Origin of the sequence: Rhodopseudomonas palustris BisB18, assembly GCF_000013745.1 — a bacterium.
Classification (GTDB): Bacteria; Pseudomonadota; Alphaproteobacteria; order Rhizobiales; family Xanthobacteraceae; genus Rhodopseudomonas_A; species Rhodopseudomonas_A palustris_F.
This window is the reverse complement of record NC_007925.1, coordinates 5,263,709-5,288,553: the sequence shown is the minus strand read 5'-3', so window position 1 is coordinate 5,288,553 and position 24,845 is coordinate 5,263,709. Positions and strand designations below refer to the sequence as shown.

Genomic DNA, 24,845 nt, shown 5'->3' with positions numbered 1-24,845 from the left:
GCGGCAAAAAAGAAGGCCGCCCGGAGGCGGCCTTCGATCGATCGGGGTTGTGAACGGCGGGGCTTAGAAGCCCATGCCGCCCATGCCACCCATTCCGCCCATGCCGCCGCCGCCGCCCGGCATCGCCGGGGCCGCGTCGCGCGGCATTTCCGCGACCATGCATTCGGTGGTCACCAGCAAGGCCGCGACCGAGGAGGCGTCCTGCAGCGCGGTACGCACCACCTTGGCCGGGTCGACGATGCCCTTGGCGAGCATGTCGACATATTCCTCGGTCTGGGCGTCGAAGCCGAAGGTCTCCGACTTGTTCTCGAGGATCTTGCCGACCACGATCGAGCCTTCGACGCCGGCGTTCTCGGCGATCTGGCGGATCGGAGCTTCCAGCGCCTTCAGCACGATGTTGATGCCGGCCTGGACGTCGGGATTGTCGTTGCTGATACGGCCGACTGCCTTCTTGGCGCGCAGCAGGGCGACGCCGCCGCCGGGGACGATGCCTTCCTGCACCGCGGCGCGGGTGGCGTTGAGCGCGTCTTCGACGCGGTCCTTCTTTTCCTTCACCTCGACCTCGGTGGCGCCGCCGACGCGGATCACCGCGACGCCGCCGGCCAGCTTGGCGAGCCGTTCCTGCAGCTTCTCGCGGTCGTAGTCCGAGGTGGTTTCCTCGATCTGCGCCTTGATCTGGCCGACCCGGGTTTCGATATCGGCCTTCTTGCCGGCGCCGCCGACGATGGTGGTGTTCTCCTTGTCGATCACCAGCTTCTTGGCGCGACCCAGCATCTTCAGCGTGACGTTCTCGAGCTTCATGCCGAGGTCGTCGGAGATCAGCTGACCGCCGGTCAGGATCGCGAGGTCTTCCAGCATCGCCTTGCGGCGATCGCCGAAGCCCGGCGCCTTGACGGCGGCGACCTTGAGGCCGCCACGCAGCCGGTTGACCACCAGGGTGGCCAGCGCCTCGCCTTCGACGTCCTCGGCGATGATCACCAGCGGCTTGCCGGACTGCACCACGGCTTCGAGCAGCGGCAGCATCGACTGCAGGCCCGACACCTTCTTCTCATGCAGCAGCACATAGGCGTCGTCGAACTCGACGGCCATCTTTTCGGCGTTGGTGACGAAGTACGGGCTGAGGTAGCCGCGATCGAACTTCATGCCTTCGACGATGTCGACTTCGGTGGTCAGCGACTTGTTCTCTTCGACGGTGATGACGCCTTCGTTGCCGACCTTCTGCATCGCCTGGGCGATCATCTTGCCGATCGCGGCGTCGCCGTTCGACGAGATGGTGCCGACCTGGGCGATCTCGGCGGAGGAGGCCACCGGCTTGGCGCGCTTGACGAGGTCCTTGATCACCGCGGCGACGGCGATCTCGATGCCGCGCTTGAGGTCCATCGGGTTCATGCCGGCGGCGACCGACTTGGCGCCTTCGCGCACGATCGCCTGCGCCAGCACGGTGGCGGTGGTGGTGCCGTCACCGGCGAGGTCGTTGGTCTTGGAGGCGACCTCGCGCAGCATCTGCGCGCCCATGTTCTCGAACTTGTCCTCGAGCTCGATCTCCTTGGCGACGGTGACGCCGTCCTTGGTGATGCGGGCGGCGCCGAACGAGCGCTCGATCAAGACGTTGCGGCCCTTCGGACCGAGCGTCACCTTGACCGCGTTGGCGAGAATGTCGACGCCGCGCAACATGCGATCGCGCGCGTCGCCGGCAAATTTAACGTCCTTGGCTGCCATTTGAATGTCTGCTCCAGATGCGCCTCATCCCGAGGAGCGGGGCTTGCCCGTGTCTCGAAGGATAAGGCTGAGAAAAGGTTGGGATGTCACCCTCGGAGCCGGCAGCTACGCCGCCGCTCCGGGGTGGGCAGGGCTGCTTAGCTCAGCACGCCCATGATGTCGGACTCTTTCATGATCAACAGCTCTTCGCCGTCGAGCTTGATCTCGGTGCCGCTCCACTTGCCGAACAGCACGCGGTCGCCGGTCTTGATGTCGATCGGGATCAGCTTGCCGGCTTCGTCGCGGCCGCCGGGACCGACGGCGACCACCTGGCCCTCCTGCGGCTTTTCCTTGGCGCTATCCGGGATGATGATGCCGCCCTTGGTCTTGGACTCGGCATCGATACGCTTGACCACGACGCGGTCATGCAGGGGGCGGAAATTGGTCTTGGCCATGGGGCTTCCTTTAAGGCTTGCTTTTGACAAACTCGACTGAGATCGAATGCCGCTCAGTGGATCGGGTCCAATCGACGACCTACCGGTCCGCATTTCTCTTAGCAATCGGGCTGCAAGAGTGCTAATTGCGTCCCGGGAATATGGCTTGAGGCCGATCCTGTCAAGCAACGGCTTAAGAGCTTGGTGAGGTCGGTGTAGGATGTTCGCAGCGCGTCGGGGCGGGACGCCGTCTTAACATACCGCATTGCTCCGGCAGGAGTTTTGCGCTTGTCTGCGACCGCGGGGCGGGCAGCAGGTTTTGGTCGGGGATAAGAATGGTCATTAAAGGCAACGCACGCGCAGTTTTCAATCTTGGGGCCGCTTCGGTTCTGGCGGTCTCGCTGGCAGCGTGCGGGTCGTTCGGCGGTTTCGGTTCCTCGGAACAGACCGTGGCGGAGCCGCCGCCGCCGCCGGAACTGCCCGCCAGCATCCGCGCCGACGAGATCGTCGGCCGCTGGGGTCTCGCCTCGTACATGAATCCGAACGACCGGGTGCGCACTGAAAACGCCGCGCGCGGCCAATGCAAGAACCCCTACGTGATCGGCGCCGGCTCCTCGGGAGGGGTGATCATGCATCTGGCCGACCAGGCGACGCCGCAGGAATTGCGGCTGAAGGGCTCGCCGAGCGGCAAGAACTATATCGGCCCGGCAGGTCCCGCCGGCGGCGAACAGGACCGCGAGATCGTGTCGTTCGACGGGCGCGTGCTGGTCACCCGCTTCATCGACAAGGACGCCGCCACCCGCTACGGCAACATGGTCTATGTGCGCTGCGCGCCGCGCGCGTAGCGTCTCAGGAGCTTTGCGCTGCTTGGGATTGAAGCATCGAACCCAAATGCAGCCGTCATTGCGGGCTCGCTCGCAGCCGTGGCGCGTCGAAGACGCGTGTGAACGCGCTTCTGGCTCGCGCCTCGGAATGACAGTCTGGGAATCTTGAAGCGCAAGCGCCCACGGGACTGGGGATTGCGGCGATCAGCTTGCCGCCGGGCGTCGCCACCCGGCGTTAACGATGGTGATCAGTTGAACAAGGCGTCGATATCGTCCTGCGAGGCGTGGCCCTCGTCGTCGAGTTTCGGCCCGTTGAGCAGCTTGTCGTCGCCTTCGCGGGTGTCGACGATCGGCGGCGCGTGCGCCTTGATGGCGTCGACGCCGCCCCAGATGTCCATCATCGCCATGATGTGATTTTCGATGAATTTCATCGTGGTCATCACCTTGCTGATGCGCTGGCCGGTGAGATCCTGGAAATTGCAGGCCTCGAAGATCGAGATCACCCGCTCCTGGATTTCCTCGCTGATCAATTTCTGCTGGTCCGGCGAGTTGACCTTGGTCAGCGCGCTGGCGGCCTGATCGATCGCCTCGGCGGCTTCGAGGATCAGCTGGGTGGCTTCCTCGGTGCCGCCGACCACGGCGCCGAGTTCGCCGTTGACCTTGGCCATCTCTTCGCCGTCGAAGCTCTTGCCGTGCAGCACCGCGATCTCGCGCTTGGTGCGGCTGATGGCGTCGTGGATCAGGTCGAGTTCGATCTTCAGCTTTTCGCACTGCTCGATCTGCGCACGGTAGCTCTGCAACAGCGCGTTGGCTTCGGCGATCTGTCGCTCGTTGGACGCTGATAGCTCGCTGGTCACGACGTTGCTGGCTCCCTGCGCAATCGGCTTGGCCATCTGCTCGCGAATCGCCCGCAGCTCGCTCATGATCTCGCTGTGCTTGGGAGCCTGTTCGCTCTCCACGCTGAACGAATCAGGCGAGACGCCCAAACTGGTTTCTTCAATGCGGAAGCGCTTGCGCTGAACGGCCATCGTATTGTCTCACCCTCATTCACTATCATGTTGTTAGCGCGATCTGTTTAACGACGCGTTCACAGCCGTGGCATCGCTGCATGGTCGGTGCCGGTAACTCACCGCGGCACGAAGACCTTTGCCGCGCGACGATGCCGGAACGGCGATACCCGCGGTTAACCATGCGCTCGGCGCGTTCATCGAAAATAAACGCTGCCGCAAGGAACGCGGCGAGTTGCGCGACGTGGTGAATCCAAACCCCGGCTCTGTTTACCAAAGCGATGCGATTTTGTTTCTAACTGATCGCGTTCACGCAAGCGCTCCTTCAGGCGCGTTCCCGACGAAACAGTGCAGAGTACGTCGATGTTGAAAAAAGCCACTCTCGCCTTGCTCACCGGCGCGTCATGTCTCGGCGCCGGCTTGTCCCCCGCCGCGGCGATCGAAATCGAAATGCCCGGCGCGCCCTCGGTGATCTACGCCGACGAGCCGCCGCCGCCGATGCGGATGGCGTCGTCGCAACGCCCGCGGATGGGAGGCGGCTTCATCGAATTCCTGTTCAGCGACGGTCCCGCGCAGCCCGGTTACGGCGAGCCGGCGCCGCGCTATCAGGTGCCGCCGGATGACTACGAGCCGCGGCAGCGGATGTTGCTGCCGGCCGAGCCGCAGCAGAGCCTGCGGCCGGACGAGCAGGCGGTCGACCCGCAGCAGCAGCCGTTCGATCCGAAATACGAAAAGCAGCTGGTGGCGTATCACGGCAAGGAAACCCCGGGCACCATCGTGATCGACACCCCGAACAAGTTCTTGTTCTTGGTGCAGGGCGACGGCACGGCGTTGCGTTACGGCATCGGCGTCGGCCGGCCGGGCTTCACCTGGAGCGGCGTCAAGCAGATCTCGGCGAAGAAGGAATGGCCGGCCTGGACGCCGCCGCCGGAAATGCTGGCGCGCCGCCCCGACCTGCCGCGGCACATGGAAGGCGGCCCGCAAAATCCGCTCGGGGCGCGGGCGATGTATCTCGGCTCCACGCTGTATCGCATCCACGGCTCCAACGAACCCTGGACCATCGGCACCAACGTCTCCTCGGGCTGCATCCGGATGCGCAACGAAGACGTCATCGACCTCTACGGCCGCGTCAATGTCGGCGCTCGGGTGATCGTGATCTAGACACTCTTCGAGTTGGATTGCTGCGCTTCAAGAGTCCCCCGGCTGTCATTCCGGGGCGCGAGCAGCTTTAGCTGCGAGCGAGCCCGGAATCCATAACCCCCGCAGGGGATATGGATTCCGGACTTGCTCGTTCTTGCGAACTCGCAATCCGGAATGACGGCTGCATTTGGGTTCGATGCTTCAATCTCAACCGAAAATGCTCCTAGCAAAACGGCCGCCCTTGCGGGGCGGCCGTTGTCGTAGTCGGGAGGTGGCGAAGTGAGGATGACGCCGGTCGAAAGCTCACGCGTAGTCGCTGTCGCCGCCGTCGTCGAAATCGTCGGAATCCATGTCCATGTCGTCGTGATCAGTATCGTCGTTCGACGCCTGATCGAACATGCCCTGGCGGGAGGAGCTGTCGTCGGCGCGCTGTCCGGATGATCCGACGTCGTTCAGCCCGGCGTCCTTGGCGAGATCGCCGCCGGATTGATCGCTGCTCCACGGGCTGCGGGTCTCGCCGCCGTCCTTGCCGAGCCCGGCTTGGTCGCCGAAGCTCTGCTGGCTGCCGCTGCCGCCCATCATGCCGCGAATGCTGGACAGCAGCATCGAGCCGCCGACCACGCCGGCGGCCGCGGCCGCCGCGGTGCCGAGAAACGATCCGCCGCCGCCGCCGAATGCCGGCTGCTGCCCGCCAAAGCCGGGTTGGGCGTAGGGCTGCTGATTGGGTTGGCCCTGGCCATAGGGTTCGCGGTTAAATCCGCCGGCCTGCGGCAGCACCTGCCCGGTGTTCCAGGCCGGGCGACCCGCCGGCTCCGGCGGTCGCACATTCGGCACCGAGCCGCGCGGCTGCTCGTTGCCGAACAGCGCGCCGCGCATCGAATCGAGGAAGCTGCCCGGCCGCTCCGGCTCGTGCGCGGCGCCGCCTTCCAATTCCTGAATCCGGGCATCGGCGCGCTTCAGCGCCTCGTCCTGCACCAGCACGGTCTGCACCAGCGCATAGACCGCGTTGGGGGCGCGGCGCAGCCCTTGCGCAATCGCGTCGGCGGCATTCGGATCGCGCGGCGCGGTTTCGACGCGGGCGAGCCGATCAAACAGATCGTCGACCAACTGGCGTTCTTGCGGTGTCATGATGTTCTCCACGGCAGCGTATCACCCCACCCGCGGGCGCTCGTTTGCGGCCTCGCGGTGGGTGCCGGAGATGTAAGCGGCGTTTATGTCGCAATAAGTGTCGCGGCGGATTAAATTTCGGTATGCGACAAACTGACCGGCGGTGCCGGCGGCGCGAGGCGCTGCAGCGTGACCTGCTGCGTCGCGATCAGCTCGACGAACGCCTCGCTGTGCAGAAACATCCGTTCGCGCTCGCGCTGATCGGTCAACGGATCGAGCGCGATCAGGGTGTCGTCGACATAGCCGGGATGGCACATCACCAGCCCGCCATCGGGCAGGCCGTCGAGAAAGCCGCGCATCAGGCCGGCGAAATCGCTCTGCTTGAGAAAATCATAGGCGCCGGCAAATCCCGGGTTGAAGGCGATGTCGGCGCGCGATGCGCGAGCGCGAAACGGCGTGCTCAACACATCCAGCAGCAGCGCCTTCGGCATCGCGACGCGCTGCGACAGCGGCTGCATGCGGCCGCATTGCCGGACCCAGGCGTCCGGCGTGGCATCCGCGACGGCTTCCAGGAAGGCGTCGCGGATCTGCGGAAACAGCTGCACGTGCTGGTGGCCGTCGACATAATCCGGGGCGCGGCCGAACAGATTGCCGAACGCGGCGAACTGCGCGGCAAGCTCGGTGCGAAAGAAGCCGCGGTCGAGCCGTCGCAGCAGGCTCTGCTGCAACAGCTGCGCAAGCGGCAGGAACAGCCCGCCGTCCAGCGGCCGGAACTGCAGCGTCAGCGGCGAGAACGGCGCGGTCAGCGTGGCGTGCAGCCCGATCGCGCAATCCGGATTGTCGGCGACCACCGCTTTAAGCGCCTCGGCCTCGTCGCGCCCGATCGAAGGTCCCACCATCATCACCGAGGTGGCGTTGATGCGTCGCGCCGCGATCAGTTCGCGGATCGCCCGGTTGACGCCGGGGCTGAGGCCGTAATCGTCGGCGCACAGCCAGATCCGGCGCGGCGCGGCGCTACTCATTCGGCGGCGGTCCGTTCGCCGGTGTTGGTGGTGGTGTCGGCGCGCTTGACGCTGTGTTCGGCGACGAAATAGATCGGCCGCGCCTTCAATTCGGAGAGGATCTTGCCGATATACTCGCCGACGATGCCGATCATGATCAGCTGCACGCCGCCGATCGTCATCAGTCCGACCACCAGCGACGGATAGCCCGGCACCGATTTGCCGCTGACCATGGTCTCCCACAGGATCGACAGCCCGAACAGGAACGCCACGAAGGCGAGCAACAGGCCGAGCAGGCTGGCGATGCGCAACGGCGCCACCGAAAACGAGGTCAGGCCCTCGATCGACAGCCCGACCAGCCGTGCGGCGTTGAACGAGGTGATGCCGTGCGAGCGCGGCTCCGGCTCATAGTCGACGCGGATCTGGCGAAACCCGATCCAGCTCGCCAGTCCCTTGAAGAAGCGGTTGCGCTCCGGCAATTGCCGCAACGCCGCGGCGGCGCGCGGCGACAGCAGCCGGAAATCGCCGGCGTCTTCCGGGATCTTCTGCCGCGCGCCCCAATTGATCAGCATGTAGAAGCCGCGCACCGCGGTGCGGCGCAGCCAGGTTTCGTTGTCGCGGTGCGCCTTGGCGGTGTAGACCACGTCGTAGCTGTCGACGATCCAGTGCTGCACCAATTGTTCGACCAGCGCCGGCGGATGCTGGCCGTCGCCGTCCATGAACAGCACCGCGCCGTTTCCGGCATGGTCGAGCCCGGCCATCAAGGCGGCTTCCTTGCCGAAATTGCGCGACAGCGACACCACCTGGACGTCGAGCGTCGGCGCCGACAGACCGCGCGCCACGCTCAGCGTGGCGTCGGCGCTGCCGTCGTCGACATAGATCACTTCGCAGCCAAGCCCGTAGCGCTGCCGCAGCGTGGCGGCGAGCGCCACCAGCCGGTCGTGCAGCTGCGGCAGGCCCGCCGCCTCATTGAACAGCGGCACCACCAGTGACAGCGTTTTCGCAGCGGCAGCGCCGTTGCCGGCGGCGAGGGCGGACAGGTCAGAACCAAGAATCATCGATCGGTTTCCAAGCGCGCAGTCTGTGCCGCGAACATATGGCACTTGTCGCGCGCTGTCGCCACGGGGCCGAAGCGGTCCCGCGTCGGATTATTGCCGCAGAAAACTCTCCAGCTTGGCGAACAGCGGGTTCTCGCGGTCGAGCACGTAGTCCAACGAGGCGATCGACACGGTGTCGGCGCCGTGGTCGCGCAGGAAACTGCCGAGCGCGTAGAGCTGCGCCGGCGGGCAGTGCAGCGTGATCATGCCGGACGAGGTCGGGCCGCCGAACGGCGACACCACGCCGAAGCGGTTGTGCGCCTCGGTCAGCAATGATGCGTCGCAACCGGCAAAGCGGGTGCGGACTTCCTTGTATTTGTTGGCGCGGGCGCGCGCGGCGATGCGGTCGAGGATGACGCGGGCGGTTTCCAGCGCGTCGGCCGACCAGTCGGCGGCGCGCGACGCCACCAGATTGGCCTGGCTGCGCAGGATCACGCCGTCGTCGAGCACCTTGAGGCCGTTGGCGACCAGCGTGGCGCCGCTCGAGGTGATGTCGACGATCATCTCCGCGGTGCCGACCGCGGGCGCGCCCTCGGTGGCGCCGGCGCTCTCGACGATGCGATAGTCGACCACGCCGTGCGCGGCGAAGAAATTCCGCGTCAGGTTGATGTATTTGGTCGCCACCCGCATCCGGCGATTGTGCTGGGCGCGAAAGCCGGTGGTGACGTCGTCGAGGTCGGCCATGGTGCGGACGTCGATCCAGGCCTGCGGCACCGCGACCACCACATTGGCGCCGCCGAAGCCGAGCCCCTCGATCAGCGCCACCTTCTTGTCGGCGTCGGCGATGCTCTCGCGGATCAGGTCCTCGCCGGTGATGCCGAGATGCACCGTGCCGCGGGCGAGTTGCGCGGCGATCTCGCTGGCCGACAGGTAGGCGATCTCGACATTGTCGAGGCCGGCGATGGTGCCGCGATAATCGCGGGCGCCGCCGAGCTTCGACAGCGTCAGGCCGGCGCGGGCGAAGAACGCCTCGGCGTTTTCCTGCAGCCGGCCCTTGGACGGCACGGCGAGAACGAATGGCGTGGTCATGTCGCGCTCCCGGCGCTGCTGTTTGCGGGGTGGGCGAGGTCGGTGAAGGCTTCGATCCACACCGAGAAGCCGACCGCGGCGATTGGTGCTGTGGCGCCGAGCTGCGACAACAGCCCGTCATAGCGGCCGCCGGCGACCAGCGGCTCGTCGCCATTGTCCTTGCGGTGCAGTTCGAATTCGAAGCCGGTGTAGTAATCGACGCCGCGGCCGAACGAGGTGGAAAACCGCGTCGCCGAGAGGTCGATGCCGCGCGCGGCCATGAAGCCGATCCTGGCTTCGAACTCGTCGATCGCAGCAACAATGTCGAGCTTGGCGTCGGCGGCCAGCGCGCGCAGCTGCAACAGCGCATCGCCGGGGCTGCCGGAGATGGCGAGGAAGCGCTTGATCTTGTCCAGCGCGTCGCGCGGCAGCGCGCCACCCTTCAGCGTCGACTGCTCGAGGAAGCGGTCGGCGATTTCCGCCACCGAGCGGCCGCCGACATTGCTGGCGCCGGCGATCGACATCAGGTCGGTAACCAGCGCCAGCGCCGCCTTGCGGTCGGAGCCGGCCAAGGCGGCCAGCACGCCCTCATATTCGTTGCGCGGGGTCGCGGTCGCCAGCGTCAGCTGTTCCAGATCCTGCGCCAGATCGGATTTGCGGTTGAAGTCCTTGATCAGCCGCCGCCGCCACACCGGGTAGAGGTCGAGCGCGTCGATCAGCGCGGTGAACAGCGCCACGTCGCCGGTGCGGATGTCGAGTTCGGCGACGCCGAACGCCGCGGTGGCTCCCAAAGCCAGCGCCAGCATTTCGGCGTCGGCGGCGGCGCGATCCTTTCGGCCGAAGGATTCGATGCCGGCCTGCAGGAATTCGCTGCGCTTGCCGCCGCGCTGCCGGAACACCGGGCCGAGATAGCAGAACCCGGCGGGTTTTCCGGCGCTGCTTGAGGCCAGATAATCCCGCGCCACCGGAATGGTGAGGTCGGGCCGCAGGCACAATTCCTCGCCGCCGGCGTCGGTGGTGAGATAGAGGCTCTTGCGGATGTCCTCGCCGGACAGATCGAGGAACGGCTCCGCCGGCTGCAGGATCGCCGGTTCGGCCTTGGCGTAGCCGGCCTGCCCGAACGAGGCCAGCAGGGCGTCCGCCCATCCGGCGGACACGGTCGCAGGAGCGGCGGTGTTGGTCATCTTGAAGTCTCGGCTAAGGTGTTTGTGAAGTCGGCGCAGCCCTTAGCATGGCGGCATGACAGATTCGACCGTCGAGTGGGCTAGGGCTGAACCGCGACAGCGATACAACCCTGCCGTGTCATGCCGCTCCGCCCCAATCCCCCAGCACGGTCTGCACCAGGGTCAACGCCGCCACCGCGGCGGTGTCGGCGCGCATGATCCGCGGTCCCAGCGCCAGCCGCAGGATATTGGGCTGGCGCAGCAGCAGCGCGCGCTCCTCCTCGGCAAAGCCGCCCTCCGGGCCGATCACCACGTCGATGCCGGCGGAGGCTCGCTCGCGGGCGCCGCCGAGCGCCGCCACCGGGTCCGCCACTTCGGCGGCCTCGTCGCAGAACACCAGCAACCGCCCGGTGTCGCGGGTCGAAAGGTAGCGCTCAAGCTTCAACGGCTCCTCGACCGCGGCGATCGACAGGATGCCGCATTGCTCGGCGGCCTCGATCACGTTGGCGCGCATCCGTTCGGTATTGACCCGCGTCACCTGGGTGAAGCGGGTCAGCACCGGCTGCAGCGCGCAGGCGCCCATCTCGATCGCCTTCTGCACCATGTAGTCGAGCCGGGCGTGCTTCAGCGGCGCGAACACGTAAGTCACGTCGGGCAAGCCATCCTGCGCGCGGGCCCGCGACAGGATGTCGAGCCGGTCGACCCGTTTGCCGGCGCCGATCATCGCCTGCCATTCGCCGTCGCGGCCGTTGAACACCAGCACGGCGGCGCCGGCGGAAAGTCGCAGCACGTTGCCGAGGTAATTGCCCTGCTCGCGGGTCAGCGGCACTTGCAGGCCGGCTGAGAGGTCGGCGTCGACATAGAGCCGGGGGCTGCGGAATTCGATCTGGGGCATGGTCGGTCCGTCTGGCGGGATGCGGGACGCTGTTCAACCCCAGCAATGGATCGCGATCAACCGCAATCGTTGAGCGGCTCTGCGGCGTCGAAGCGGATACGCCAGCCGCCGGGCTCGCGGCGCAGCCGCAGCTTGCGGTGCGTGACCAGGTAAACCAGCGCCACAAGGGCTGCGGCAAAGCCCGCGGCGGCGCCGACGCCGAGCGCCCAGCGCGGGCCGAAACTATCCGCGACCCAGCCGACGATCGGCGCGCCGATCGGGGTGCCGCCGAGCGCCAGCGCCAGCAGGATCGCCACCACCCGGCCGCGCATCGCAGGCTCGGTCGACAATTGCACGGTGCTGTTGGCGGTGGTGGTGAAGGTCTGCGCCGCCATGCCGACCACGATCAGCGCCACGCCGAACAGCCAGAATTCCGGCATCACCGCCGCCAGCGCCAGGCCCAAGCCGAACATTGCGGCGCCGGTCAGCAATAGACCGATGCCGGGCTTGTCGCGCCGCGTCGCCAGCAGCGCGCCGCCGACCGAGCCGATCGCCATCATCGAACTCAACAGCCCGAACTGGCTGGCGCCGGCGTGAAACACCGTCACCGACATGGTGGAAATGAAGATCGCGAAATTGGCGCCGAAGGTGCCGATCAGAAAAAACATCACCAGCACGACCTTGAGATCGGCGCGGCGCCAGACGTAGCGAAAGCCGTCGATGAAGCCGCCACGGCCGCGCCCGGCCTTGGCGCTGCGATGCAATTGGTCGCGGCGCAGCAGGCTGAGCGAGCCGAGCACGGCGACGAACGAGGCGGCGTTGATCAGGAACACAAAGCCGGTGCCGACGCCGGCGATCAGCAGGCCGGCGAGCGCCGGGCCGATCAGCCGTGCGGCGTTGAACGAGGTGGAATTCAACGCCACCGCGTTGGACAGATCGGCCTCGCCGACCAGTTCGGAGACGAAGGTCTGCCGCGCGGTGGAATCGAACGCGGTGACGCAGCCCTGCAGGAAAGCGAACACATAGACCTGCCAGAGCTGCACCTGCCCGCTGATGGTCAAGAGGCCGAGTCCGAGCGCCAGCAGCCCCATCGCCGCCTGGGTGGCGAGCAACAGCTTGCGGCGGTCGAAATGGTCGGAGGCATAGCCGCTCAGCGGCAGCAACAACAGCAACGGGCCGAATTGCAGCGCCATCACGATGCCGACCGCGGTGGCGTTGTTGGGCGTGAGCTCGGTCAGCACCAGCCAGTCCTGCGCGGTGCGCTGCATCCAGGTGCCGACGTTGGAGACGATCGCGCCGCCGGCCCAGACCCGGTAGTTGAAGCCCCGCAATGAGCGGAACGTGCCGTTCCCCGCGTCGCTCACGAGGCGGCGGCAGACGGCGTGCCGTCGAGCAGCGCGATGATCTGCGCAATGCTGCCGGTTTCGCCCAGCCGCGGAAAGATCCGGCCGACGCTGTTGGCGTGCGCGTCCGAGTTAGTGTCGGTCATGGCGTCGATCGCCAGCGTAACGTTGAAGCCGAGCTCGTAGGCCTGCCGCGCGGTGGTCTCGACGCCGATGCTGGTGGAGACCCCGGCGATCACCAGCTGGGTGACGCCTTGGGCTTTCAGATAGCCGTCGAGGTCGGTGGCGGTGAAGGCGCCCCAGCTGTGCTTGGTGACGACGTGGTCGGTGGGCTGCCGGTTCAGCTCCGGCACCAGGTCGGTCCAGCCCGGCGGCAACTCGCCGAGCCGGCGCGATTGTTCGGTGCGGCCGGGCGCGATGCCTGCGACATTGACCAGCACCACCGGCAGGCGATGGCGACGGAACGCCTCGGCCAGCGCCGCGGCGCGCTGCACGATCGGGGCGACAGGCGCAGCGGTCGGCATCGCCACGATGCCGTTCTGCAGGTCGATGACGACGAGCGCAGAGCGCGGGTCGAGTGCGGTGAGGGCCATTATGTATCCTTCCGTTGCCAGGAGGCGATCCGACGATGCGGGTGGTGCGCGGTCATGACGCCGCCAGGCGCTTCAGCAGCGCGACGGCGCCGGCCAGTTGGGCGGTCTCCTCGGCCGACAGCGTGGTCTGGATCGCCCGCAGCAGCCAATCTTCGCGGGCGGCGCGGCCGGCCTTGATCAGGTCGCGGCAGGCCGCGGTCAGCGACAGGATGGTCTGCCGCCCGTCATCGGGGTCCGGCGCGCCGCCGACCAGGCCGGCCGCCTCCAGCACAGCCACCGTCGCGCCCATCGATTGCGGACGCACCCCCTCGGCCCGCGCCAGCGCCGTGACCGTGGCCGGCCCCTGGCGGTCGAGATGCCCGAGCACCGAGACCTGCGACCAGGTCAGATCGCCGAGATAGGCCTGTTCGCGCAGCCGGCGCTTCAATTGGCCGATCACCAATCTGAGGTCGTGGGCCAGCGCCAGAGCGTCGGTGTCGTCATGTTGGTCCGGATCCAGGCTCATGAGGCGAGCTTAATAGATACGAAGGCAAACTACAAAGCCAAACTTCACACATTATTCGCGAGCGCCGCGACCCCGCGCCGCGCTACCGCCCCATTCGGCGGGTTGTTAAGGCCATCCAGGAATCGTAAAAGGTCTCGATCGCGTTCCGCATCGCGTCGTGTAGGCCGTGCCCGCGTGAGTTTCAGGGCTCAGCCGTGGGGTCAAATTCTGGGGGCCATTCGAACTTTGCCGGAGGACCAGCCTTGATCGCCCGTCGTTTCATCGTGCCGTTGACCGTGGCCGGCTGCGTTCTGCAGGCGGCGTCCGCCTTGGCGCAGGGCGCTTTTCCGGCGCCGCTGCCCAACCAATCGTCGACCCCCAGCGCATCGCCGTTCCCTCCGGTCAACGGGGCGCCCGCCGCCGCGATCGGGGCGCCGAGCGCGTTTTCCACCGGGGCGCCGCCGGTGTCCGGCGGCTTCGCGCCGCCGCAGCCGCAGCAGCAGGCGGGGCCGCCCGACGACTGCATGAAAAAATTCGTGCCGTTGCGCGAGGACGCCGAGAAGCGCGGCAAGGCGATCCAGGCCGCCGGCCAGCGCCGCGCGCCGCCCGACGAGGCCTGCAAGCTGATCGGCAATTTCTCCCAGGCCGAGGTCAAGATGATCAAATTCATCGAGGCCAACAGCCAGAAATGCGGCATTCCCGCCCAAGTGGCGGACCAGCTCAAGACCGGCCACAAGCGCACCGAGCAGATGCAAGCCAAAGTTTGTTCGGTGGCGCAGCAGCAGCAGCAGCGCGCACCGGCCGGACCGAGCCTCAGCGACGTGCTGGGGTCGTCGACCGCGATCCCGGAGGCCACCACCGCCAAGCGCAGCGGCGGCAGCACCTTCGACACCCTCAACGGCAATGTGCTCGCGCGGTGAGTGACGCAACATGAATCTCGCGACAGCGCGGGTCGCGGATGCGACCGGCAACTGGGTTGATAGCTGGGCTCCGTTGTGGTCGCGGCCCTACCTGCGGCTGGCGCGGTTCGACCGGCCGATCGGCTCCTGGCTGCTGTTGCTGCCGTGCTGGTGGTCGGCGGCGCTGGCCGCCGGCGTCGCCCGCGACGTCAGCCAATTGCCGTGGTTCGCGCTGTTGTTCTTCATCGGCGCCTTCGCGATGCGCGGCGCCGGCTGCACCTGGAACGACATCACCGACCGCGATCTCGACGACAAGGTCGAGCGCACGCGGTCGCGGCCGATTCCGGCCGGCCAGGTCACCGCCAAGCAGGCCGCGGCGTTCATGGTGCTGCAGTCGCTGGTCGGCCTCGCGGTGCTGCTGCAGTTCAATGGCTTTGCGATCGCAACCGGCATCGCCTCCTTGATCATCGTCGCCGCCTATCCGTTCATGAAGCGGATCACCTATTGGCCGCAGCTGGTGCTCGGCCTGGCATTCTCCTGGGGCGCCTTGATGGGCTTTGCGGTGACGCTCGGCCGCATCGATCCGGCGGCGCTGTTTCTCTATGCGGGTTCGATCGTCTGGGTGATCGGCTACGACACCATGTATGCGCATCAGGACGCCGAGGACGACCTGATGATCGGCATCAAATCCACCGCGCTGTTGTTCGGCGAACGCACCCACCTGGCCTTGAGCGTGCTGTACGCTCTGGCGGTGGCGCTGATCGGCGTCGCGTTGCTGCTTGGCGAGGTGCGCTGGCCGGCTTGGCTCGGGCTCGCCGCTTTCGCGGCGCATCTGGCGCAGCAGATCGTCCGGCTGCGGATCAAGGATTCGCCGTTGTGCCTGCGGCTGTTCAAGTCCAATCGCGAGGCGGGGCTGTTGCTGACCGCGGGGCTGTTGCTCGACGCAGTGCTGCGGGCGGGCTGAACGGCCTGCGCGACCCGCGCTGTTTGAGCGGTCCTGTTAAGGCCTAGTGAAGATCCGCGGCGTAGGCTGCTTTTTCTTACAGTAAATCGCGTTCCGAAGGACAGCTCATGTCCACCATCAGCAGCAGCAAATCATCCTCGTCCCAGGCGTTGGCGCAGGCGCGGGCCAAGCTCGCCGCCGACCAGGCAGCCAAGGCCGCCGCGGCCACCATCAAGGCCGACCAGGACGCCGTCGCCGCCGCGCAAGCGGCCAGCGCGAAGACCACGAATTCGTCGCAGAGCGCGAATTTGGTCGATATCACGGTGTAGCTGGCCCTTGGCCCGAGCGAAAACCTGGCATTGCGAAACGTCGGCTGCATCATTGCGAGCCGAGGACGGCGCGCAGCGCCGCCCGCAAACGAAATAATCCAGGGCCATCACTTGACGCATCAGGATTGCTTCGTCGCGAAGTGCTCCTCGCAACGACGAACTCAAATGCCTGAATTCGTCGGGTGAGTGAGCGTTCGACGCTTCGACTCGCATGCGAAAATCAATCCCTTGCGATGATCTCGTCTTCGCCCTGGTAGTTGCCGGCTTCGTTGAGCAGGTCGCCGGCCTTGCGGCGCGCCAGGAATTTCGGTCGCCGGTCCTTGATCACGTTGTGGCGGCGACGGCGTTGTGCCGGCTCGCGGGTCTTGTCTTCCGGCAGTTGCGGCAGCGCGAAAATCGCGCTCCATTGCGACGCCGCGGCTTCGATCTCGTCGAAATCGGCGCCGACGCACAACGGAATCGACAGCGACGGATCGCGATGCTGCAACAGTAGCATCTTGCCGTTATCGGTGTTCCGCGATGCGATGCCGATGAAGTCGCAGACCCGGACGTTGACCGCCATCCGCATGCCGCCCACTTCGCGGCGCAAGATCACGCGTTCGCGATGCAATTCGATTTGTCGGATGCCGCCGTCGGCGCGGTTGTCTTGCGCGTCGAACCGGATCGGCAGTGAGAGGGGGTCGAGCCGCAGGCTGCGGCTCGACCCGACGGGAATGATCCCGCTTGTTGCTGTTTGACGCCTCACGATTTTATCTCCCCGCCGGAATTATGCTCCCGGTCGATGTGTGAGAGAGTGCCAGAGCGAGCTCCCAATTCGCTTAAAAAGCCTGGTTAATCGAATCCGACCGGGCTTCGATCGGCCCACATGATTGACAGACCCTTGGCCGACATGATTGACGAGACCTTGCGCAGCGCCGAACAATCCTCGCGAATTTCCCCGCGGATCGGTGCGTCGGTGCTTGAAGTTCGCGTCAAACGCGCACATCTGACAGGGCAGCTGATTTCCCCTCCAAGCATCAGGATTCGTTCGTGAACGCTTCACCGCACACGCTGTCGGCCAACACCCCGTCCACCTCCTCGGATTTGTTCGATCAGTCCGCGCTCTGCGAACTCGCGCAGCGGCTGGTGGACGCCGCCAAGCGCGCCGGCGCCGATGCCGCCGACGCTGTGGCGGTGCGTAGCGTGTCGCAATCGGTCGAAGTCCGCGACGGCCGTGTCGAAGAGTCCGAGCGCTCGGAAAGCGACGATGTCGGTCTGCGGGTGCTGGTGGGACGCCGGCAGGCGGTGGTCTCGACCAACGACATTCACGGCGACAACGCCGCCCAACTCGCCGAGCGCGCGGTGGCGATGGCGCGCGTCGCACCCGACGACAAATACGTCGGGCTGGCCGACCCGGCGCTGTTGGCCCGCGACTTTCCCGATCTCGACCTGCTCGATTCGGCGGTCCCAACGACCGCCGAGCTGGAGCGCCGCGCGATCGCCGCGGAGGCCGCCGCCTTGGCGGTGAAGGGCGTCAGCAAGTCCGGCAGCGCGTCGGCATCGTCCGGCATCGGCGGCATGGTGCTGGTGACCTCGACCGGCTTTCACGGCTCCTATCTGCGCTCCAGCCACGGCGTCTCGATGACCGCGATCGTCGGCGACGGCACCACGATGGAGCGCGATTACGATTACAGCTCGGCGCCGCACGCCGCCGATCTCGATTCGCCCGACAAGGTCGGCCGCACCGCCGGCGAACGCGCGGTGGCGCGCGCCAATCCGCGCAAGGTGGCGACCTGCAAGGTGCCGGTGCTGTTCGATCCGCGCGTCGCCGGTTCGCTGATCAGTCATCTGATCAACGCCGCGAACGGCGCCTCGATCGCCCGCAAGACCAGCTTCCTGAAGGACCGGCTCGGCGAGCGCCTGTTCGACAACGACATCCGCATCATCGACGACCCGCTGCGCAAGCGCGGCTTGCGCTCGCAGACCTTCGACGCCGAGGGCGTCGCGGTTGAGCGCCGTGCCATCGTCGAGGACGGCGTGCTGACGACCTGGTTGCTGGATTCCGCGACCGCGCGCGAACTCGGCCTTTCCACCACCGGCCATGCCCATCGCGGGGTGTCGTCGTCGCCGTCGCCCGGCCCCTACAATCTTCATCTCGAGGGCGGCACCGTCACGCCCGCCGAGTTGATGTCGGATATCAAAGAAGGCTTCTACGTCACCGATCTGATCGGCTCCGGCGTCAACGGCGTCACCGGCGACTACAGCCGCGGCGCCGCCGGGTTCTGGATCGAAAACGGCGAATGCACTTACGCGGTCAGCGAAGTCACCATCGCCGGCCACCTGATCGAGATGTACAAGCATCTGTCGGCGGCCAACGATCTGGAATTCCGCCACGGCACCAACGCGCCGACGCTGCGCATCGAGGGGCTGACGATTGCCGGACGCTAGCACCGAGATCGCGCATCACAATCTGTCGCGCGATATCGCGTTGCTGACAAAGACCGTGCGCGAGGCCGGCGCGCTCGGCCTGTCGATGTTTCGCACCGAGCTGCGCAACTGGACCAAGGGCGCCTCCTCGCCGGTCTCCGAAGCCGACATTGCGGTCAACGACCTGATCCGCGCGCGGTTGCAGGCGCTGACGCCGGATTACGGCTGGCTGTCGGAAGAGAGCGCGGATGATTCATCGCGGCTCGGCAAGGATCTGGTCTGGATCATCGATCCGATCGACGGCACCCGCGGCTACCTGGCCGGCCGCGAAGACTGGTGCGTCAGCGCCGCCCTGGTGGCCGGCGATGCGCCGCTGCTGGCGGCGGTGTTCGCGCCTGCCACCGACGAGTTCTTTTTTGCCGCGCGCGGGCAGGGCGCCTCGCTCAATGGTGTCGTCGTCACCGCCACCGCCGGCACGGCGCTCGATCTGTCGCGGATGGCGGGGCCGAAGCCCTTGGTCGAGCGGCTCGGCCTCGCCGACTCCTCCGTTGCGCCGTACCCGCGAATCGGGTCGTTGGCGCTGCGGTTGTGCCGGGTCGCCGATCGGCGACTCGACGTTGCATTTGCGGGTGGGCAGAGCCGCGATTGGGACCTTGCGGCGGCGGATTTGATCGTGCACGAAGCCAATGGTAGGCTGACCACGCTTGCGGGAGATGCCATCGTCTACAATCGCCCGGAAGTGACGCATGGAGTGCTGGTGGCTGCGGGGCGCGATCGCCATGCACATATCGTTGAACGTTTCCGGAACAGATCGGTCTAGCGTTCGCGATCTCCGTCGGCCGGCGGTAGGGAAAACATAAATGCCAGACAACGAGCAGTTGCTTCACCTCGTCCTCGGGGGCGAGTTGACCAACCTTGAAGGCAATACGTTCAAGGATCTCAGCCAGGTGGAATTCGTCGGGGTGTTTCCCAACTACGCGACTGCCTACGCGGCCTGGAAGGCCAAGGCGCACCAGACCGTCGACAACGCCCATATGCGCTATTTCGTGGTGCACCTGCACCGGCTGCTCGATCCCGATCAAGATCCGAAGTCAGCACGTTGACCATGCGCGTCCGCAGTTTGCCGCGTTCCTTGCGGGACGCCTCCGTGGTTTGCCGTCCGCTGCCGAGGATGTCGCGGTTCGCCGCGCGGGGTGGGGCGATCGAGGCGCCTCATGGCTAGTCGTCTGCCGCTGACGCTTCGCGTCTATCAGAAGCTATCCGCCGCGGCGACGCCGTTGTCGCGGCTGCTGATTGCCCGGCGGTTGCGGCAGGGCAAGGAAGATTCCGCCCGCGTCCACGAGCGCCGCGGCCTCAGCCAAGTGGAGCGACCGCACGGCCCGCTGGTCTGGATCCATGGCGCCAGCGTCGGCGAAGTGCTGGCCGGCGCGGCGCTGATCGAGCGGCTGCGCACGCTGAATATTCGCATTCTACTGACCTCCGGCACCGTGACCTCCGCCGCGGTGGTGGCGCGGCGTTTTCCCCCCGACATCATCCACCAGTTCATTCCCTATGACGCGCCGCGCTATGTCGGGCGGTTTCTCGATCACTGGCAGCCGAGCCTGGCGCTGTTCATCGAGTCCGACCTGTGGCCGAATCTGATCCTGGCCGGCGCGTCGCGACGGTTGCCGATGCTGCTGATCAACGGCCGGATGTCGCACCGCTCGTTTCCGCGCTGGCAGCGCGCCTCGGCGACCATCGCGGCCTTGCTCGGCCGCTTCGACATTTGCATGGCGCAGTCCAGCGTCGACGCCGAACGATTCGCGGCGCTCGGCAGCCGCCGCGTCGTCACCACCGGCAATCTCAAGCTCGACGTGCAGCCGCCGCCGGCCGACGCCGCCAAGCTGGAGCGGCTGCAGGCGGCGACGCGCGGCCGGCCGGTGATCGTGGCGTCCTCGACGCACAACGGCGAAGAGGCGCTTCTGATCGAAGTCCACCGCGCGGTGGCGAGATTTTTCCCCGATGTCTTGACGGTGATCGTGCCGCGGCATCCGGACCGCGGCGAAGGCGTCGCCTGCATGGTGGCCGCCGCGGAGTTGAAGGTCGCGCTACGCTCGCGCGACGAAATGCCGGAGCCCGGCACCGAGATCTACGTCGCCGATACGATCGGCGAACTCGGGCTGTTCTATCGGCTGGCGCCGGTGGTGTTCATGGGCGGCTCGCTGGTCGAACATGGCGGCCAGAATCCGATCGAGGCGATCAAGCTCGGCGCGGCGATCCTGCACGGCCCGCACGTCGCCAATTTCACCGACGTTTACGAGGCGCTCGACAGCGCCGGCGGCGCGATCCAAGTCGATAGCGCCGAGATGCTGGCGCGGCAGTTCATTCGGTTGCTCGGCGACGCGCAGGCGCGGCTCCACGCGGTGGAGGCCTCGACGGCGGTGGTCGGCCGGCTCGGCGGCGCGCTGGAGCGGACGCTCGGCGTGCTCGAGCCCTATCTGATGCAGTTGCGGATCGAAAAGGGCGCCGCCGATGCGTGAGCCGGGCTTCTGGTACCGGCCGCCGTCCCTGCTTTCCAGCCTGTTGCGGCCGCTCGGCGCGATCTACGGCGCCGTCGCCGCGCACCGCATGGCGCAGCCGGGCACCGCGGTCGGTGTTCCGGTGCTGTGCATCGGCAATTTCCACGGCGGCGGCGCCGGCAAGACCCCGACCGCCCTGGCGTTGGCGCGGCTGTTGCTCGAACTCGGCGAGCGTCCGGTGGTGCTCAGCCGCGGCTATGGCGGCAGGCTGCATGGTCCGGTCAGCGTCGATCCCGGCCGGCACGGCGCCGCCGATGTCGGCGACGAGCCGCTGATGATGGCGCGCGACATCCCGGTCGTGGTGGCGCGCGACCGCGTCGCCGGCGCGGCGCTGGCGCGATCGCGCGGCGCCAGCGTGATCTTGATGGATGACGGCTTCCAGAACCCGGCGGTCGCCAAGGATGCCGCGCTGATCGTGATCGACGGCGATCGCGGGCTCGGCAATGGCTACGTCATTCCGGCGGGCCCGTTGCGGGCGCCGCTGCCGCCGCAACTGGCGCGCACCGATGCGCTGATCGTGGTCGGACGCGGCCGCGCGGCGGACCCGGTCGCCGCCGCCGTCAAAGACAACGGCGGGTTGCTGCTGCGGGCGCGGTTTCTGCCCGCCGAGGCGTCGCTGGCCGCATTGTGCGACAGGCCGGTGCTGGCGTTTGCCGGGATCGGCGATCCGGCGCGGTTTTTCGCCACGCTGCGCACCGCCGGCATCAACGTCGCCGCCGAGCGGGTGTTTGCCGATCACCATCCTTATGCCAAGCAGGATCTGGCGGGGCTGACCGAGATCGCCGGGCGCGACGGCTTCACTTTGGTGACCACCGAGAAGGATTTGGCGCGGCTGCGCAGCGATCCGGCGCATGCCGCATTCGCCCGATCGGTGGTGCCGTTCGCAGTCACGCTGGAGTTCGACGATGCCAAGGCGCTGCGGGACTTTGTGATCGAGAAACTGACCCAGGCCCGCGACAAGCATCGCCGCGCCGGACGGTCTTGACCGCGTCAGCCTTTGAGGGCGGCCGGAAAATGCCGCTGCAGCACGGCGGCCGGCGAGGCGTAGGCTTCCTTAAGATCCACGCTCCAGTATTTCAGTTCATCGAGCGGGATCTGCACCCCGGTCACGGCGCATTTTACGTAAGTGCCCGGTGAGGTGACGCGGAAGTCGCCGTCAAGATACTGCACCTGGGCTTCGCCAAGGCCCGAGGGGCCAAATTTATTCAGCACGTCCGGTCTCCTCGTTTAAAATAGTCTATCATAAATGTGACGCTCTGGCGCAAATTCAAACCACCGAGTTGTGATGATTTCCGCGTTCCGCGCCGGCTGGCGTCGCGATCAAATACGGCAGACACTCGTCGGCACAACCCGGCTCGAGAGCTGCCCGACCATGGCCCCCGCGCGCTGCATTCGCAACTCCGGCTCCCGCATGGGCGGACCGCGTGGCCCCCGATCGGGTGTTGCGCTGCTGGCTGTTGCGGCGATGACCTGGTTCGCCGCACCGGCGGCCGCCGCCAATTCGACGCCGGCGGCGCAGACCATCGACCTGCCACGGACGGACGGCGTGCTGCATGCGCTGCTCTACAAGCCGGCGGGCGCCGGCCCGTTCCCGACGGTGATTGCGCTGCACGGCTGCGGCGGGCTATCCGGCGGCGCCGAGCCGCTGCGGGCCCGTTATGTCGACTGGGTCAATCACCTGCTGAAGGCCGGCAGCGCGGTGCTGCTGCCGGACAGTTACGGCTCGCGCGAACTCGGCCCGCAATGCCGGCTCAAGGAACGCCGGGTGTTTGCCAGGCGCGAGCGGGTCGCCGACATTGCCGCGGCGCGGCAATGGCTGCTGCAGCAGCCCTGGGTGGCCAAGCAGCGCATCAGCCTGCTGGGCTGGGCCAACGGCGCCAGCGCCTTGCTGTGGGCGGTGCGGCCGCAATCGGCGTTCTCGAACACCGAGCCGGATTTCCGCGCCGCGGTGGCGTTCTATCCGGACTGCCGGCTGTCGTCCGGGCTCGGCTGGAGCGCGCGGGTGCCGACGCTGCTGCTGATCGGCGGCAGCGACGATCTCAGTTCGCCCTCCGCCTGCCGGCAGATGATCGAGGGCGCGCGTGGCCGCAGCGCGCTGGCCAAGATGGTGGTGTATCCCGGCGCCACCCACAGCTTCGACCGCGTCAACGTGCCGTTGCACGACACCCACGCCAGCGCCAGCACCGACGAGCCGGACAACGGTCATATCGGCTCCGATCCCGCCGCCCGCGCCGACGCGCAAAAACGCGTCGCGGGATGGCTCGGGCGGTAGCGCGTTTGGGCGATCGTGTGGCGCAATGCGTTGACAAATACGAGGCCGTCATTCCGGGGCGCGAGGCCGCAGGCCGAGCGAACCCGGAATCCAGTACTCACCGCCCTGGAATACTGGATTCCGGGTTCACTCGCAGCTTCGCTGCTCGTGCCCCGGAATGACGGGCTGAAATGTTAGCGCCGCGCCGCCTTGTCGGCAGTGTCGCGTAGCATCGCCGCGTCTGCCTCGCCCGCATCGAGCCCGCCCGCTGCTGCCCCGTTCGCATCGAGCCCGCCCGCGTCGTCCATGTTGTCGATCGCCAGCAGCAGCGACGAGACGCGGTGCGCCGAGGAGCGCCAGTCGGCCAGCCGTTGATAGTTGTCGACCAGCCAGTTGATCGCGCCCTGCACCGTGACGAACGCCGCGGCACTCTGCGTCACCTCGCCGAGCGTCATCCCGCCGCTGGCGTATTTCGGCACGCACAGAATGTAGGCGGCGATCGGCGCGAACAAGAAGTTGGTCTGCGACACCAGCGTGGTACGCGCCAATTGCCAGCACAGCTCGCGCCAGCTCGCCAGCACCTTGCCGAGCCGTTGCAGCAGCGTCGCCTTCTTGGCCTGAGCCACGCCGTCGGTGTCGGCGCGGTCGCCGCGCATGATTTCCGCGGCGGCGCGGAATTCCGCTTCGGCCTGGTTCTTGGTTTCGATCACGCCCGGCATCCGCCGCCCCAACAGCAGCATCAGGCTGGTCATCAGCGTCGAATACATCACCACGCCGATCACCAGATAGCCGGGGATCTCATGGTGTTTGCCGAACAGCTGAAACTCGATGCTGCCGCCGACCGTCCACAGCACGCCGAAGAAGGTCGCCGCGGTCAGCCCCGATGAGATGAAGGCGAGGCTGAGGTCGACCGGCGCGTCGGTGGCGACGCGGACGTCCTCGGCGATGCGGTATTCCGGATTCTCCGCGCCGTCGAGGCCGCCCTCGATCTCGCCGTCGTGATTCTTGGCGGCCCAGGTCTCGATGATGTCGCGCGTCATCGCCTCGCGCCATTTGCGCTGCGTGGTCATGCGGCCCCACACCGAGGTGGCGGCGAGCAGGACCGAGGCGGCGGCGAGCGGAAAGAACAGCTCGGCCTGCGCCCACATCGCGTAGCCGTCGCGGCGCTCCAGCGCGTCGAAGAAATTCCTGTTCCACAGATTGAGCGAGACCTGCACCAGCAATTGCAGCAGCACCACGCCGAGCAACATCGCCGCCAGCGCGGTCACCGACCAGCGGCCGCCGAGCCAGAAGCGCCGGGACAATTGCCAGAACAGCACCAGGCGGCGGCCGTTCGATCCGGTGGTTGGAAACAGGCTCATTTACGTTCGACTCAAAGGTGACGCGAATCCGATATTCGCCGCGACATGGCTACGCTGCAAAGCTGAACAGAGCTTTCCCACCACCCTAAATGTCCTGCCGTTCGCTGTGAACTGCACAGTCCGTCTAATCGCAAGGCGCGGCTCGCGGCGTCGTCGGTTTCGTTAATCGCGCGCCCGGGCGCACCGTCCGTCGCATTCGCGGCATCAAGAAAACGTCCGCGTTGCAATACACTTAGCCGCGTTGCGTAGACATTGCCGCAAATCCGCCCGGTAATCGCACGAGGCCTCAATTTAATTTTCGCGTAACACCGCCTTGCTCTACTGC

26 protein-coding genes are annotated in these 24,845 nt (G+C 66.8%); 11 read left to right on the top strand and 15 right to left on the bottom strand.

Annotation, left to right across the window (positions count from 1 at the left end):
- Nucleotides 1-63: 63 nt before the first annotated feature.
- Nucleotides 64-1,719 carry a chaperonin GroEL gene (gene groL / locus RPC_RS23700; RefSeq protein ID WP_011475125.1) on the bottom strand — a complete coding sequence of 552 codons (1,656 nt, stop codon included), beginning with the start codon at nucleotides 1,717-1,719 and terminating at the stop codon, nucleotides 64-66.
- 137 nt (nucleotides 1,720-1,856) lie between these two features.
- Nucleotides 1,857-2,153: a co-chaperone GroES gene (locus RPC_RS23695; protein ID WP_011475124.1), complete on the bottom strand. Its 297-nt coding sequence runs from the start codon at nucleotides 2,151-2,153 to the stop codon at nucleotides 1,857-1,859.
- 314 nt (nucleotides 2,154-2,467) lie between these two features.
- On the opposite strand from RPC_RS23695, the gene RPC_RS23690 reads away from it, so the two are divergent.
- Complete coding sequence (locus RPC_RS23690) at nucleotides 2,468-2,977, top strand: hypothetical protein (protein ID WP_011475123.1); 510 nt, start codon at nucleotides 2,468-2,470, stop codon at nucleotides 2,975-2,977.
- Between the two features lie 227 nt (nucleotides 2,978-3,204).
- Here the strand turns inward: RPC_RS23690 and RPC_RS23685 are convergent, their stop codons facing one another.
- Nucleotides 3,205-3,984, bottom strand: coding sequence for a protein phosphatase CheZ (locus RPC_RS23685; RefSeq protein ID WP_011475122.1), 780 nt, complete (start codon nucleotides 3,982-3,984; stop codon nucleotides 3,205-3,207).
- Between the two features lie 342 nt (nucleotides 3,985-4,326).
- Between RPC_RS23685 and RPC_RS23680 the strand changes: the two genes are divergently transcribed.
- Nucleotides 4,327-5,124: a L,D-transpeptidase gene (locus RPC_RS23680; RefSeq protein WP_011475121.1), complete on the top strand. Its 798-nt coding sequence runs from the start codon at nucleotides 4,327-4,329 to the stop codon at nucleotides 5,122-5,124.
- 282 nt (nucleotides 5,125-5,406) lie between these two features.
- Here the strand turns inward: RPC_RS23680 and RPC_RS23675 are convergent, their stop codons facing one another.
- From RPC_RS23675 to RPC_RS23635, 9 genes are all read right to left on the bottom strand, one after another.
- Nucleotides 5,407-6,231, bottom strand: a complete 825-nt coding sequence (locus RPC_RS23675) for a DUF2076 domain-containing protein (RefSeq protein ID WP_011475120.1) — start codon at nucleotides 6,229-6,231, stop codon at nucleotides 5,407-5,409.
- A gap of 110 nt (nucleotides 6,232-6,341) precedes the next feature.
- Complete coding sequence (locus tag RPC_RS23670; RefSeq protein ID WP_011475119.1) at nucleotides 6,342-7,232, bottom strand: ChbG/HpnK family deacetylase; 891 nt, start codon at nucleotides 7,230-7,232, stop codon at nucleotides 6,342-6,344.
- Nucleotides 7,229-8,269: a glycosyltransferase family 2 protein gene (locus RPC_RS23665; RefSeq protein ID WP_011475118.1), complete on the bottom strand. Its 1,041-nt coding sequence runs from the start codon at nucleotides 8,267-8,269 to the stop codon at nucleotides 7,229-7,231. The genes RPC_RS23670 and RPC_RS23665 overlap by 4 nt, the downstream gene beginning before the upstream one ends.
- A gap of 90 nt (nucleotides 8,270-8,359) precedes the next feature.
- On the bottom strand, nucleotides 8,360-9,337 hold the full coding sequence (gene hisG, locus RPC_RS23660; RefSeq protein ID WP_011475117.1) for an ATP phosphoribosyltransferase: 978 nt from the start codon (nucleotides 9,335-9,337) through the stop codon (nucleotides 8,360-8,362).
- Entirely contained in the window at nucleotides 9,334-10,500 is a 1,167-nt protein-coding gene (locus tag RPC_RS23655) for an ATP phosphoribosyltransferase regulatory subunit (RefSeq protein WP_011475116.1), read from the bottom strand. The genes hisG and RPC_RS23655 overlap by 4 nt, the downstream gene beginning before the upstream one ends.
- 118 nt (nucleotides 10,501-10,618) lie before the next feature.
- Nucleotides 10,619-11,374, bottom strand: a complete 756-nt coding sequence (locus tag RPC_RS23650) for a 16S rRNA (uracil(1498)-N(3))-methyltransferase (RefSeq protein ID WP_011475115.1) — start codon at nucleotides 11,372-11,374, stop codon at nucleotides 10,619-10,621.
- A gap of 56 nt (nucleotides 11,375-11,430) precedes the next feature.
- The gene (locus RPC_RS23645) at nucleotides 11,431-12,717 is read right to left on the bottom strand and encodes an MFS transporter (RefSeq protein ID WP_011475114.1); all 1,287 of its coding nucleotides are present in this window, start codon (nucleotides 12,715-12,717) and stop codon (nucleotides 11,431-11,433) included.
- Nucleotides 12,714-13,289: an isochorismatase family protein gene (locus tag RPC_RS23640; protein WP_011475113.1), complete on the bottom strand. Its 576-nt coding sequence runs from the start codon at nucleotides 13,287-13,289 to the stop codon at nucleotides 12,714-12,716. The genes RPC_RS23645 and RPC_RS23640 overlap by 4 nt, the downstream gene beginning before the upstream one ends.
- A 52-nt stretch (nucleotides 13,290-13,341) precedes the next feature.
- The gene (locus RPC_RS23635) at nucleotides 13,342-13,794 is read right to left on the bottom strand and encodes a MarR family winged helix-turn-helix transcriptional regulator (protein WP_011475112.1); all 453 of its coding nucleotides are present in this window, start codon (nucleotides 13,792-13,794) and stop codon (nucleotides 13,342-13,344) included.
- 242 nt (nucleotides 13,795-14,036) lie between these two features.
- Here RPC_RS23635 and RPC_RS23630 point away from each other — a divergent pair, with 242 nt between their 5' ends.
- From RPC_RS23630 to RPC_RS23620, 3 genes are all read left to right on the top strand, one after another.
- Nucleotides 14,037-14,693 (top strand): hypothetical protein, encoded by a 657-nt coding sequence (locus RPC_RS23630; protein ID WP_041802232.1) that lies wholly within the window; start codon nucleotides 14,037-14,039, stop codon nucleotides 14,691-14,693.
- A 10-nt stretch (nucleotides 14,694-14,703) separates the two neighbouring features.
- Nucleotides 14,704-15,636, top strand: coding sequence for a 4-hydroxybenzoate octaprenyltransferase (gene ubiA, locus RPC_RS23625; protein WP_011475110.1), 933 nt, complete (start codon nucleotides 14,704-14,706; stop codon nucleotides 15,634-15,636).
- 107 nt (nucleotides 15,637-15,743) lie between these two features.
- Complete coding sequence (locus RPC_RS23620) at nucleotides 15,744-15,944, top strand: hypothetical protein (RefSeq protein ID WP_041802231.1); 201 nt, start codon at nucleotides 15,744-15,746, stop codon at nucleotides 15,942-15,944.
- Nucleotides 15,945-16,164: 220 nt separating this feature from the next.
- Here RPC_RS23620 and RPC_RS23615 read toward each other — a convergent pair whose 3' ends face one another.
- Nucleotides 16,165-16,689 (bottom strand): DUF6101 family protein, encoded by a 525-nt coding sequence (locus tag RPC_RS23615; protein ID WP_011475108.1) that lies wholly within the window; start codon nucleotides 16,687-16,689, stop codon nucleotides 16,165-16,167.
- Between the two features lie 284 nt (nucleotides 16,690-16,973).
- Between RPC_RS23615 and RPC_RS23610 the strand changes: the two genes are divergently transcribed.
- The 5 genes from RPC_RS23610 (at nucleotide 16,974) to lpxK (ending at nucleotide 21,893) form a co-directional block, all read left to right on the top strand.
- Nucleotides 16,974-18,371: a TldD/PmbA family protein gene (locus RPC_RS23610; protein ID WP_011475107.1), complete on the top strand. Its 1,398-nt coding sequence runs from the start codon at nucleotides 16,974-16,976 to the stop codon at nucleotides 18,369-18,371.
- On the top strand, nucleotides 18,358-19,170 hold the full coding sequence (locus RPC_RS23605) for a 3'(2'),5'-bisphosphate nucleotidase CysQ (RefSeq protein ID WP_011475106.1): 813 nt from the start codon (nucleotides 18,358-18,360) through the stop codon (nucleotides 19,168-19,170). Before RPC_RS23610 ends, RPC_RS23605 begins: the two co-directional genes overlap by 14 nt.
- A gap of 40 nt (nucleotides 19,171-19,210) precedes the next feature.
- Entirely contained in the window at nucleotides 19,211-19,453 is a 243-nt protein-coding gene (locus tag RPC_RS23600; RefSeq protein WP_011475105.1) for a DUF4170 domain-containing protein, read from the top strand.
- 111 nt (nucleotides 19,454-19,564) lie between these two features.
- Nucleotides 19,565-20,869 (top strand): 3-deoxy-D-manno-octulosonic acid transferase, encoded by a 1,305-nt coding sequence (locus tag RPC_RS23595; protein WP_011475104.1) that lies wholly within the window; start codon nucleotides 19,565-19,567, stop codon nucleotides 20,867-20,869.
- The gene (lpxK, locus tag RPC_RS23590; RefSeq protein ID WP_011475103.1) at nucleotides 20,862-21,893 is read left to right on the top strand and encodes a tetraacyldisaccharide 4'-kinase; all 1,032 of its coding nucleotides are present in this window, start codon (nucleotides 20,862-20,864) and stop codon (nucleotides 21,891-21,893) included. The genes RPC_RS23595 and lpxK overlap by 8 nt, the downstream gene beginning before the upstream one ends.
- 5 nt (nucleotides 21,894-21,898) lie before the next feature.
- On the opposite strand, the gene RPC_RS23585 is transcribed toward lpxK, so the two are convergent.
- The gene (locus tag RPC_RS23585) at nucleotides 21,899-22,120 is read right to left on the bottom strand and encodes a DUF2093 domain-containing protein (RefSeq protein ID WP_011475102.1); all 222 of its coding nucleotides are present in this window, start codon (nucleotides 22,118-22,120) and stop codon (nucleotides 21,899-21,901) included.
- A gap of 253 nt (nucleotides 22,121-22,373) precedes the next feature.
- Between RPC_RS23585 and RPC_RS23580 the strand changes: the two genes are divergently transcribed.
- The gene (locus RPC_RS23580) at nucleotides 22,374-23,180 is read left to right on the top strand and encodes a dienelactone hydrolase family protein (RefSeq protein ID WP_041802230.1); all 807 of its coding nucleotides are present in this window, start codon (nucleotides 22,374-22,376) and stop codon (nucleotides 23,178-23,180) included.
- A 173-nt stretch (nucleotides 23,181-23,353) separates the two neighbouring features.
- On the opposite strand, the gene RPC_RS23575 is transcribed toward RPC_RS23580, so the two are convergent.
- Nucleotides 23,354-24,520, bottom strand: a complete 1,167-nt coding sequence (locus RPC_RS23575; protein ID WP_011475100.1) for an SbmA/BacA-like family transporter — start codon at nucleotides 24,518-24,520, stop codon at nucleotides 23,354-23,356.
- Between the last annotated feature and the right edge of the window lie 325 nt (nucleotides 24,521-24,845).